Source organism: uncultured Algibacter sp., from assembly GCF_947495675.1.
Taxonomy (GTDB): domain Bacteria; phylum Bacteroidota; class Bacteroidia; order Flavobacteriales; family Flavobacteriaceae; genus Algibacter_B.
Genome location: NZ_CANLZX010000006.1, coordinates 53,017 through 66,044 on the forward strand (window position 1 = coordinate 53,017; position 13,028 = coordinate 66,044).

General features: G+C 30.7%; 10 protein-coding genes. 8 read left to right on the forward strand and 2 right to left on the reverse strand.

Going from position 1 to position 13,028, the window contains the following annotated elements:
* Positions 1-52 precede the first annotated feature (52 nt).
* On the forward strand, positions 53-817 hold the full coding sequence (locus Q0842_RS06085; RefSeq protein ID WP_298495528.1) for an SDR family NAD(P)-dependent oxidoreductase: 765 nt from the start codon (positions 53-55) through the stop codon (positions 815-817).
* A 262-nt stretch (positions 818-1,079) separates the two neighbouring features.
* On the opposite strand, the gene Q0842_RS06090 is transcribed toward Q0842_RS06085, so the two are convergent.
* Complete coding sequence (locus tag Q0842_RS06090; RefSeq protein WP_298495530.1) at positions 1,080-1,511, reverse strand: hypothetical protein; 432 nt, start codon at positions 1,509-1,511, stop codon at positions 1,080-1,082.
* 96 nt (positions 1,512-1,607) lie between these two features.
* Entirely contained in the window at positions 1,608-2,843 is a 1,236-nt protein-coding gene (locus tag Q0842_RS06095) for a glycosyltransferase N-terminal domain-containing protein (RefSeq protein WP_298495532.1), read from the reverse strand.
* A gap of 152 nt (positions 2,844-2,995) precedes the next feature.
* On the opposite strand from Q0842_RS06095, the gene Q0842_RS06100 reads away from it, so the two are divergent.
* The 7 genes from Q0842_RS06100 to Q0842_RS06130 all read left to right on the forward strand — a co-directional run bounded on the left by Q0842_RS06100 (position 2,996) and on the right by Q0842_RS06130 (position 12,959).
* Complete coding sequence (locus Q0842_RS06100; protein ID WP_298495536.1) at positions 2,996-4,150, forward strand: DegT/DnrJ/EryC1/StrS aminotransferase family protein; 1,155 nt, start codon at positions 2,996-2,998, stop codon at positions 4,148-4,150.
* A complete protein-coding gene (gene galE, locus Q0842_RS06105) occupies positions 4,143-5,168 on the forward strand; it encodes a UDP-glucose 4-epimerase GalE (protein ID WP_298495538.1) in 1,026 nt (341 codons plus the stop codon). Before Q0842_RS06100 ends, galE begins: the two co-directional genes overlap by 8 nt.
* A gap of 205 nt (positions 5,169-5,373) precedes the next feature.
* Complete coding sequence (locus tag Q0842_RS06110; RefSeq protein ID WP_298495540.1) at positions 5,374-6,885, forward strand: AraC family transcriptional regulator; 1,512 nt, start codon at positions 5,374-5,376, stop codon at positions 6,883-6,885.
* Between the two features lie 241 nt (positions 6,886-7,126).
* Entirely contained in the window at positions 7,127-10,285 is a 3,159-nt protein-coding gene (locus Q0842_RS06115; RefSeq protein WP_298495544.1) for a SusC/RagA family TonB-linked outer membrane protein, read from the forward strand.
* A gap of 19 nt (positions 10,286-10,304) precedes the next feature.
* Entirely contained in the window at positions 10,305-11,762 is a 1,458-nt protein-coding gene (locus Q0842_RS06120; RefSeq protein ID WP_298495547.1) for a SusD/RagB family nutrient-binding outer membrane lipoprotein, read from the forward strand.
* 28 nt (positions 11,763-11,790) lie between these two features.
* Positions 11,791-12,438, forward strand: coding sequence for an immunoglobulin-like domain-containing protein (locus Q0842_RS06125; protein WP_298495550.1), 648 nt, complete (start codon positions 11,791-11,793; stop codon positions 12,436-12,438).
* A gap of 20 nt (positions 12,439-12,458) precedes the next feature.
* Positions 12,459-12,959: a lipid-binding protein gene (locus Q0842_RS06130; RefSeq protein ID WP_298495552.1), complete on the forward strand. Its 501-nt coding sequence runs from the start codon at positions 12,459-12,461 to the stop codon at positions 12,957-12,959.
* Positions 12,960-13,028 lie beyond the last annotated feature (69 nt).

Here is a 13,028-nt window from a genome sequence, read left to right on the forward strand (position 1 = left end):
GTAGAAAAATAAATAATAAAACAAATATTAATAAAATTTAAATTTAAATAAAATGAGTAATTCAAATGGTAAAGTAGCAGTAATTACAGGGGCTACAGGTGGTATAGGTTTTCAAGTTGCTAAAAGATTAGGTAAAGATGGATTTACCGTAGTTTTAAATGGTATCGAAGATGAAGCAGGAGCTCAAAGAGTTAAAGAGCTTACTGCTGAAGGTATTACTGCCGAGTATTATGGTTTTGACGTAACAAATGAAGAAGCTGTAACATCTAATATTAATAAAATTGGTGAAAAATATGGTAAAATAGACCTTCTTGTTAATAATGCAGGAGGACTAGGTGGAAGATCTAGGTTCGAAGATATGACAACTGAATTTTACAGATTCGTTATGGCATTAAACCTTGATTCAACATTTTTTGCTTCAAGAGCCGCAATTCCTTTCCTTAAAAAAGGTGAGAATGCATCAATTATAAATTATACATCTATTGCTGGTTGGAATGCTGGTGGACCAGGAGCAGGAGTTTATGGTACATCAAAAGCAGCAGTACATGCTATTACTAGAGCTTTAGCTAAAGATTTAGCAGAATATGGAATTAGAGTAAATGCAGTATCACCAGGTACTATTGATACTGATTTTCATAAACAAATTAAATCTACTAAGCCAGAAGTTTTTGCTTCTTGGAAAAACAATATTATGTTAGGTAGATTAGGTCAACCAGAAAATGTTGCATCTGTTGTATCTTTCTTAGCTAGTGATGATGCATCTTTCTTAACAGCTGAAACTATTCAAGTTGGTGGAGGACAAGGTTTAGGAATCTAATATATTATTATAAATTAAAGTAATTAATTACTTTAAAACTAATAACAAGCGCTGTTGTAATTATTACAACAGCGCTTGTTTGTTTTAAAAAAAAACTGTACATGTCAAAATAGAATATCTAATTAACAACTACGGTAGTTTATAAATTTATTCTGGTAACTAAAATTATAACTTAAAGCCAAAACAATTGTTTTGGCTTTTAGTTAAGGCATAAAAAAAACCACCTATTAGGTGGTTTTAAAGTTTTTTAAAAACGAATCAATTAATGAGTAGCTTTTAATTTATCAGCTTCCTTTTTTACTGCATCTGCAGCTTTATTAGCAGCATCTGTAGCTTTATTAGCAGCATTGTCTACAGCATCACCTGTTGCATCAACAGCTTTATCTACAGCATTACCAGCAGCATCAACAGCATTACCTACTGCTTCTCCAGCTTTATTAGCAGTTTCGCCAGCAGCATCAACAGCATCACCTACTGCATCTCCAGCTTTGTCTACAGCATTACCAGCAGCATCAACAGCAGAATCTACTGCGTCTCCTGTAGCTTCAGCAGCATTCTCAACGGCATCTCCTGCAGCATTTGCAGCATTCTCAATAGCATCTTCTATTGATTCTCCTTTTTTTGTATCTCTACAAGATGTGAAACTTAAACTTAATGCTAATAATAAAATGGCACTTAATAATAATTTTTTCATCGGTTTTTGTTTTAGTGTTAATTATTAATGGTTGTCTAATTTAATGACTTTTTGTTAAATTTTAAGATTTATATAATAATTCTCAATATAAATACCCTATATACGTAGATAATCTAGTATTTGGATTACAGCACCTTTGTTGTTTTTAATGAATGCTTTGTTTTTAGACCCACATTTGTGTCTAAAGTCACTATCAATAATTAGCTTTTTAAACACCTCATTAAATTTTGTTTGGTTAGGTATCGAGAACATACCACCATGATTTATAAGTGCCTGTGCTTCAGGGAAATTTTTATGCTGATGACCAATAATAATAGGGACGCCAAAAACTGCGGGTTCTAATGTATTATGTAAGCCTGTGTTACCCATAGCTCCTCCAACATATGCAATATCTGCATAGCTATAAATTTTTGTTAGAATTCCAATGGTGTCAACTATAAAAACTTTAGTGTTAATTAGGTCTTTATCTTTTTTGTTAGAAAATAGTACCGATTTTGAATTAAGTTTTTCTTGAAATTTCTTAATACGATCTAGCTTAATGTCGTGAGGGGCTATAATAAATTTGATATTTTTTGAAGCCTCAGAATTAATAAAATTAATAAACAAAGCTTCGTCTTCGGGCCATGTACTTCCAGCAACAATACAAAGTTGATTGTTTTTAAATGTTTCAATAAAATCTAGCGTATTATTTATATCTAGTTGATTGTAAACTCTATCAAATCGGGTATCTCCACTCACGGTTGCTGAATTGTAGTTTATGGAATTAAGTAATTTTTTTGAGTTTTCGTTTTGAGTAAAAATATGTTCAAATGCAAAAAGCGCCTTTTTTAATTGTTTTCCGTATGGTTTAAAATAAGGCTGTTCTTTTCTAAATGAAGCCGAAATTAAAATAGCTCTTAATTTTCTGTACTTCAATTCATTTAAAAAATTAGGCCAAATGTCATATTTCACAAAAATAGTAAGTTCAGGATTTATATAATCTAAAAACTGCTTAGCATTTGCTTTAGTGTCTAAGGGTAAATATACAACCACATCTGCAATGGGTGTGTTTTTTCTAATTTCATATCCAGAAGGAGAGAAGAAACTAAGAATAATTTTATGGTTTTTATAATGTTTCCTTAGTTCTGTAAAAACGGGCAGTCCTTGTTCATATTCACCTAAAGACGCACAATGAAACCAAAGGGTTTTATCAGAGGTGCTTAAGTTATTCTTTAAAATATTGAAAGTGTTTTTTCTGCCAATGACACCTTTTTTTAGTTTGTTTTGAAACAAGGCTCCAAATTTCAAAACTAAACCAGTAAGATAAATCCCTATATTGTATATAAAACGCAATATTATTTCTTTTAATGCTAAAATACATTTCTTTGAAATAAATTCATTGGTTAGAGTCAATCATTTTTGTAAATTTACTACCAATTAATTTGCTTAAATTAAGATTAAAAATATCCTTTACGGGTGTTTTAATATTACTACAAATTTTTTAGATGAAAAAAATCCAAATGGTTGACCTAAAAGGTCAGTATAATGATATAAAAGATATCGTTAATCCTTCAATACAAGAAGTAATAGAAACTACAGCATTTGTAAATGGACCTAAAGTTCATAAATTTCAAGAAAACTTAGAAAAATACTTAGGCGTAAAACATGTAATTCCATGTGCAAACGGAACAGATGCTTTACAAATTGCAATGATGGGTCTAGGTTTAAAACCAGGTGATGAGGTTATTACAGTCGATTTTACTTTTGCTGCAACTGTTGAGGTTATTGCTTTGCTGCAATTAACACCCGTTTTAGTTGATGTAAATGAAGATGATTTTAATATTAATATTAATGCATTAAAAAAAGCTATTACACCAAAAACAAAAGCTATTGTACCAGTTCATTTGTTTGGCCAATGTGCTAATATGGAAGTGATAATGGAAATTGCAAAAGCCAATAATTTATTTGTAATTGAAGATAATGCGCAAGCTATAGGTGCTAATTATACATATAGTAATGGTACTAAAGTTAAAGCAGGAACAATTGGAAATGTTGGTGCAACATCTTTTTTTCCTTCAAAAAACTTAGGATGCTACGGTGATGGTGGCGCTATTTTCACAAATGATGATAAGTTAGCACATACTATTAGAGGTATAGTTAATCATGGAATGTATGAACGTTATCATCATGATGTTGTAGGAGTAAACTCAAGACTTGATAGTATACAAGCAGCTGTATTAGATGCTAAATTACCACATTTAGATAATTATAATAAAGCCAGACAAAATGCGGCAAGAAAATATAATTCAGCTTTTAAAGATATTGAGAAAATACAAACTCCTAAAACTGTTAATGGTTGTGATGGAATTTGTGATACTTGTGATTGTCATGTTTTTCATCAATATACCTTAAGAATTAAGGATATTGATAGAAATGCATTAGTTAAGCATTTAAATGAAAAAGGAATTCCTTGTGGTGTTTATTATCCAATTCCTTTACATAAACAAAAAGCTTATGTTGATGAAAGATATAATGAAGAAGATTTTAAAGTTACTAATCAATTAGTGAAAGATGTTATTTCTTTACCAATGCATACTGAATTAGATGATGAACAAATAGAATATATTACATCAACAATCATAAAATTTATAAATGGATAAAATATTAGTTACTGGAGGATTAGGGTTTATTGGTTCACATACTGTTGTAGAATTGCAGAATGAAGGATATGAAGTTGTCATAATTGATGATTTATCTAATTCTTCAGAAAAAGTTTTAGATGGTATTACAGCCATTACTGGAAAAACACCAATTTTTGAAAAACTAGATTTAAAAAATAAAGAAGGTGTAGAAGCCTTTTTTTTAAAACATAATGATGTAAAAGGCGTAATTCATTTTGCAGCTAGTAAAGCAGTTGGAGAAAGTGTAAAAGAACCTTTGCTGTATTATGAGAATAATATTGCAACGTTAGTCTATATTTTAAAAGAATTAAAAAAATTGCCATCGGCAGCATTTATTTTTAGTTCATCTTGTACAGTTTACGGACAAGCAGATGAATTACCAATAACAGAAAATGCACCTGTAAAACAGGCTGAGTCTCCATATGGTAACACAAAACAAATAGGAGAAGAAATTATTCAAGATACTTGTAAAGTTGTGCCTACTTTAAAGGCGATTGCTTTACGTTACTTTAACCCTATTGGTGCCCATGAATCGGTTGAAATTGGAGAATTACCAATAGGAGTACCACAAAACTTAGTGCCTTTTATAACACAAACAGCAATAGGCTTACGTCAAGAATTGTCTGTTTTTGGTGATGATTATCCTACTCCAGACGGAACTTGTATTAGAGATTATATACATGTAGTTGATTTGGCTAAAGCACACGTTATTGCTTTAGGTAGGTTATTGCAAAATAAAAATGAAACAAACTACGAAACTTTTAATCTTGGAACAGGTAAAGGAAGTTCTGTATTAGAAGTGGTTAAATCTTTTGAGAAAGTTTCAGGAAATAAATTAAACTATAAAATTGTTGACAGACGAGAAGGTGATATTATTTCTGCTTATGCAGATACTAATAAAGCCAATGATGTACTTGGTTGGAAAACTAAATTATCACTAGATGATGCTATGCTTTCAGCATGGAAATGGGAGCAAAAAGTAAGAGCTAATGATTAATATTTTTTCATATTAATGAATTAAAGGCCACTATTTTAGTGGCCTTTTTTATTTATAAAACATATAAAATACATCAAAAAAAGGTATATTATTATCGGGGTTTACTTTTTTAAGAAAGTTTTAAGACTAATGAAATGGTTAATGTTTAAATTCATTTTATGTTAGAGTTAACATAATTTAACATTACCTAATTAACAGTCAATCAATGTATAGATACTTAATGATATTATACCTGGTATATCTATTTGCTTTACCAAATAGAATATATGCTGCTACTTATAATATTCAATCTATACAAACTGATAGTCTCATAAGGGAAAAGACTATAAATAAAGATATGACTCAACTTGAGTTATTAGTTCTGTATCAAAATGCACTTAAAGAAAAAACTAAAGACTCCATTGAAGTTTTTAAACAATTAGCTATTTTAAATGCAGATTTAGAACAGCCAGAAGACGCATTTGTATATACAGAAAAATATATCTCAAACACTTTAGATTTTTCAATTTTATACGATAATGCATTTACGTCTATAGAAAATTCAGATGAATTTGAAACTTTGAAAGATAAGTATCACCAAAAATTTAATTATTTCGTTTTTATATTTTTTTATGTGGCATTAATAGGATTCTTTTTTGCTGTAATTATCAATTTTACAAAAGGGCAAAGTAGATTTTTTATTAGTAGTTTTATTGCTGTACATTCATTATTTATTTTAGAATTTGTTCTTTATATTTCTAATATTCAATACAAATACCCTCATACTTATTTAATGGCTTCAATTCCTGCACTTTCATATGGGCCATTACTTTATTTTTATTTTAAAAGTGTAGCTAAAAATCATGTTTTTAAAACAAAAGATTTACTTCATTTTTTACCTAATGTTGTTTTAATAATTTATCTACTTCCTTTGTATTTACAATCTGGTTCAGATAAAATTAGGATCATGCTAGGTTTAAACAATTCATTTGAAGTTAGCTTATATGTAATTTTTTTATGTAAAGTGTTCTCTCTGGCTATATATGCATTACTAATTTGGAAACTTGAATACGGTAACAAGCAAAAATTTAATGATGTTAATTCAAATTCTATTCAAATTTATAACTGGAAAAAAAATATTTATAGAATCCATGTCTCCTATGTTATTTGTTATATCATTTATGGTTTTACGGTAAGTGGAATTTTTAATTTTGCTTCATTGTTTCTAAGTTATGTACAAGTTTTAGCCATGTCTTTAATGGTGCTTTATATATGTTATATGGTTTTTGCACAACCTATTATTTTTAGAAACGAATATGTATCGATAAAAAAACGATTATTTTCACCAAAATATCAGAAATCTGGTTTAACAGAAGCACTATCTAAAGAATTAAAAGAAAATTTAATAAAGCTTTTAGTTGAAGATAAAATTTATAAACAAAGTGATATTAATCTTGAAATATTATCACTAAAATTAAATACAACAAGGCATAATACTTCTCAAATAATTAATGAGCATTTTAAAATGAATTTTTTTGAACTTATTAATAAATTCAGAATACAAGAAGCAAAAAGGTTGTTAGAAACGGATATACATGGAAACCTTCATATTATTGATGTAGCCTATGAGGTTGGGTATAACAATAAGGTAACTTTTAACAAAGCTTTTAAAAAAGAAACGGCTCTTACTCCTTCTGGTTACATTAACACAAAAATTAATAATTCAATTTTAAAGTAAAACTTAAGGAAACTATCTTCGGTAAGGTAATATATTATAAGTATTACCCACTACTACCCATATTATAGCTTTTTTTATCAAGCAATTGTTAAAGGTAGGTAGTAAAAGGACTTTGCTTACTTTAGAATCCTCTAAACTTTTTTTCAAAAAAGTAAAGTATAATTTTTTTGAATTAGTCACTTAAAAAATCTTTGCTACCTCCTTTTTTCAATCTGCATAGACTAACTCAAATATTTACACAATGAAAAAAAAGTTTAGTAGATTGTTAATACTATTAATGGTATTAACTGTGCAACTATCGTTTGCACAAGAAAAGACTATTTCTGGAACAGTAACTGATAATAGTGATTTACCACTACCAGGAGCTACAGTTATAGTGAAGGGGACCTCTTCTGGTGCCTCAACAGATTTTGATGGTAAATTTTCAATTCAAGTAAATCAAGGAAGTGTTCTTGTTTTTAGCTATGTTGGATATGCCAGTCAAGAAGTCGTTGTTGGAAACTCATCCACAATCGATGTGAAATTACTTGAAGATGCACAAGCTTTACAAGAGGTTATAGTTACCGCCTTAGGAATTAAAAGAGAAAGAGCTTCATTAGGTTCTGCTGTTACAAGTATTGGAACAGAAGAATTAAATGAAGGGGCTCAAGCCAATATAGCTGATGCCATAAAAGGTAAAGTTGCAGGTGTTGTAATATCAAGTGCTAGTACAGATCCTGGAGCTTCTTCTGGAATTATAATTAGGGGTTTTAGTACTATTGGAGGTAGTAACCAACCGCTTTATATTGTAGATGGTGTCCCTATTAATAATGGGTCTGCTTTTGAAGATAGTTTAGATGGTTCTTACGATTTTGGTAATGGTGCAGGTGATATTAATCCTGATAATATAGAATCAATTTCTATTTTAAAAGGTGCTTCAAGTACCGCGCTTTATGGTTCAAGAGCGGCTAATGGTGTTGTAATAATTACAACTAAGCAAGGTTCTAAAGATAAGTTAAGTATAGAATTTTCTACAACTGCTACCTTTTCAGATCTTTTAAGAGCGCCTAAATATCAAAATGAGTTTGGGCAAGGTTGGGACGGACAGCACTTTTTAGGAGAAAATGGCTCATGGGGGCCTCGCTTTAATAACGAAGTATTGCCATGGGGTAATATTGTAAATAACTCTCAAAAAATTAAACGATATGCATTTCAAGAAGATCAATGGAGAAACTTTTTTGATATTGGACATTCCTATATAACAAATGTTGCTGTATCTGGTGGTTCGGGTGAAACTTCTGGTAGAATATCATTTAATAATACAACAGCAGATGGTATATTTCCAACAAGTAACGATTCTAATGAAAGAAACTCTATTTCGGTTACTTTTAATTCTAAAATGGATTTTTTATCATTTGGAGGTAATTTAAATTATGTAAGCACAAGTGGTCTAGGTATTCAAGGTGGTCAAGGACGAAGCGTAATTAACAATTTAATGCAAATTCCAAATGATTTTGATATCACAGAATTTAAAGACTATAAAAATGACCCATTTAATAACGTAGATAATTATTATACACCATTTGGAGTTACCAACCCGTATTTTACATTAAATGAAGACGGTGCGAAATATACAAAAGAGCGTGTATTTGGTTCTTTTAATATAACAGCAGATATAAACGATTGGTCAAATGTAACTTATCGATTAGGAATCGATCAATATTCAGATTACACTAAAGTTTGGAATGCCATAATAGATGCTGCACCAGGTAGCCCTAATGATGGTACAACAACAGAGCAGCCAGGATCATATGGTGAGCTTCAAAGTTTTGTTAAGCAAGTTAACCATGACATACTTTATAATTTAGATTTTGCTTTAAATAAAGACATTAACGTAACTTCTTCTTTTGGGTTTAATTATAATGATAGAACAATATTAACATCTAGTGCTTCTGTAACATCCCAGGATATACCAGGTTTTTTCTCACTTTCTAATTCTGCAAGCCCAATAACGGCTGCTTCAGCAGTATCTAAAAGAAGGCTTTTTGGTTTCCTTAATTCTACTACATTATCGTATAAAGATATTTTGTTTATTACTGCTAATGCCAGAAATGATTGGTATTCTACATTACCAGAAGAAAATAGATCTGTTTTATATGGAGGTGCTAATGCTTCATGGATTTTAACAAACACTTTTCCAGATATAAAAAGTGTTTTAAGTTATGGAAAACTAAGAATAGGCTATGGTGAAACAGGTGTTGATACCGACCCTTATCAAATTAACCCTGTTAATATTTTAGGCGAAACCGATAATCAAGGTTTTAGAGATTTAGATTTTCCTGTTGGAGGTTTAAATGCTTTTGAAGTAGGAAATAGAGCAGGAAACCCAAATTTAAGACCAGAAAGAAGAAAAGAATTTGAAATTGGTACAGAATTATCCTTTCTTAAAAACCGTATCAGTATCGACTTCACTTATTATGATGCTAAAGTAGAAGATCAAATTTTGAGTTTACCATTAGCCTCTACTTCTGGTTTTACATCACAAACTGCAAATATTGGAACAATATCTAATAAAGGATATGAAGCGTTACTCAGACTTGGTGTATTTAGAAATGTTGATGGTTTTAATTGGGATATTGCTCTAAACTATTCTACCAATGATGCTATTTTAGAAAAACTAGATGATCGTGTTCCTCAAATTGCTTTAGGCGGTTTAAGCACCATTAGTTTAGTTGCTAGACAAGGAGAACCTTTAGCTCTTATAGAAGGTAGTGTGCCTTTAACAGACCCAAACGGAAATATTGTTGTTGATGCTAATGGTGTACCTATTGCATCGCCTATTAAAGAAGTATACGGAGACACACAATATGATTATACTTTAGGAGTAACAAATAATTTCTCATATAAAGGATTTTCACTAGGTTTCTCTATAGATGTAAGACAAGGTGGTTTAATGTTTAGTCGTACAGCAAGTAACACCCGTTTTACAGGAAACTCAATTACTACTACTATAAATGATAGAAATCCTTATTTAATACCTAATTCGGTTGTTAGAATTGATGATGGTTCTGGGGCTATTACTTATGAAGAAAATACCACGGCTATTGATACAGAACATTGGGATGATTATTATCGTGCTGTAGCAAATGAAAGAGGAGATGTTATAGATAAATCTTTTGTAAAATTAAGAGAGTTAACATTTGGATATAACTTTTCTGAAAAAATTATAGGTAATACACCATTTGAGTCTTTATCCTTAACTGTTATTGGAAGAAATTTACTTCTGTTTACTCCCGAATCTAACCAGTATATAGACCCTGAAGTATCAACTTTTGGTACAGACCTAAATAGCCAGTTTGGCGAATTTAGCGCAAGCCCAAGTACAAGAAGTATTGGTGTTGCATTAAAAGCAAGGTTTTAACATTTAAAAAATATAAAAAATGAAAAATATATTAACAGCTCTTTTTTTCTTATTACTCATAACATCTTGTGAGGGGAAATTAGATATTAACGATAATCCTAATACCCCTGTAAATGTTGATAAAAGTTTTGTGTTAACTGCAGCACAAGGTTCTTTAGCAACAGGAATGGGAGGACAGTTAGCAAATTTAGGTGGGTTTTTAGCACAATATCACACACAACCACCTAGTGCAAGTCAATATTTAAATATTGATACTTACAACATGAATATTGATTTTTCTGATAGACTCTGGAATGAGTTGTGGGCAGGGTGTTTAAATGATTTAAACTATGTTCTTGAAAAATCTGAAGAGGAAGGGGATACAGGATCTTTTTTAATTGCGTCTTTAATTCGCGCATATACTTTTCAAGTATTAACAGATTTATATGGTGATATACCTTTTTCTGAGGCCTTATTAGGGTCTGCTAATATTACACCTAATGTTGATTTTGGTGGTGATATTTATAATGGCTTAATCGATGAAATTAATGCAGCTCTTAGTAAGTACAATAATAACCCTGTTAATTCAAATGTAGGTGCTCAAGATGCTATTTATAACGCTAATATGGATGATTGGATAAAGTTTGGTAATACTCTTAAACTAAAGTTATACATGAGAATGGCTTATACAAGTCAAGCAAATGCTTCAGCTGTTAATGCGTTACTTTTAGATAATAATTTTATCACTTCTGATGCTAGCTTTGCACTTTATGAAGATGCAGAAAATAAAGCAAATCCGTTCTATGATGTTCAGATTGATCGTTTAGGTGATGTAAATAATATTGCCAGTAATTCGCTTCTTCAATTTTTAGAAGCTAATGCAGACCCAAGAGAAGCTGCAATTTATAGAACAAACGACGATGGGATTTTTAGAGCAATAGATCAAGGTGATCGAGGGAATTATACAACCGAGGTGGCATCTGATTTTTCAAGGCCAAATGTTATAGCCACAACACCAGTATATTTTTTAACCGTTTCAGAAAGTAACTTTTTACAAGCAGAGGCTTTAATAAGATATTCAAACGGAACTGGTGCTAAAAGTAAATACGATGCTGGTGTTTCTAATTCTTTTATAACATATGGTTTAGATGCAGGATTAGCAACAACTTTAACAGGCGTGGGTGGTGCATACGAATATGTAGCTTCACCAGATATTGAAACAGCTGTAAGACAAGTTATGATTCAAAAATGGGTATCATTAGCTTATGTTAACAACATTGAAGGGTTTTTTGAGTCCAATAGAACATTATACCCAGAAACAGTTTCTTTAGGTGATGAAGATTATACAATTGGGAATTTTGTGGTTTCAGTAGGCTCTGTATTAACTGGTGGTCAAACACCAAATACAATTTTTTATCCAGATACAGAAACTTCAAAGAATCCTAATATTACACAAAAAACGTCCATTACCGAAAAAGTATGGTGGGATCAGAAATAGTTAGTTTTTAACTTAAAATATTTAAATAATGAAAAATAAATTTATAAAAATAGTGGCAATAGTATTCTCATTAGCATTTTTTGCCTCATGTAGTGAAGAAAAACCTATTCCATCAGAAATAACATTTTTTCCTACTTTTGAAATAGAGGGCGGACAGTATCTTTTAGTTCAAAAAGGTGTTGCCTATACCGATACAGGTGTAAAAGCCTTGGCAGGCGATAGTGAATTACCATTAATCACTACAGGTACTGTAAATACAGATCAAGTTGGTTTGTATAAATTAGATTATTCGGCTACTAATGTTGATGGTTTTGATGGAACATCTTTTCGATATGTTATTGTGGCAGACAACCCTGATGCAATAGCAAATGCAGATTTAAGCGGAAGTTATACAAGAGATACAAATTCGGCTCATGTAATGACCTTAACTAAGGTTGTAGATGGTTTTTATCAAGCCGATGATATTTTACCAACCAATAAAATTAATGCACTCATTGCGCATGTTTCTGATACAGAAGTAATAATTCCAAGACAATCAAGTCGTTTTGGGGATATTGTAGCAGACCCAACAGATGTTGCAGGTTCTGGAGGCGCAATAGTTGGTGGACAAGATATCACACTAAACACCTTTATAGGGTGTTGTGGAATTTTTACGCGTAGTTTTATTAAAGATTAATTTGAAAAATTATAAAAATCATGAAAAAAATATTCAATTATATATTAGTAATAATTTTAATGACTGCATTTAGTGCTTGTAATGATGATGAAGGTTTTGAAGAATTAAATTTAGAAAAATCATCAGTTATTGAAATGTCTGGCGATTGGTATGTTCAGACTTTTATAGGAGGTAATATGGTTGTAGATTATGAAGTAATAACTACATCAAACACCGCTGCCGATGATGGAACAGAAATACAAATGTCTGATCATGAACATATATGGGCTTTTAATTCTGCTATACCAGTAAATTTAACTGATTTAACATTTTCGGGTTCGAATTTAGAAAGTAAGGTTGACGATTATGAAATTACTGTTTCTGTTACTAATGGAGTAATTCAAAAAAATGGAACCGTAAGTAGTGGGACAAATCAATCTGTAGATTTTATTTCGTTTGATATTGAGTTTTCAGATGATCCTGGATCAATATATCACATCGAAGGATATAAACGTACTGGTTTTTTAGAAGATGAACATTAAGTATAATATAAACTAACCAGAAAACCACAAAAACTCGAAGTCTTTAAAAGCTTCGAGTTTTTTATTGTT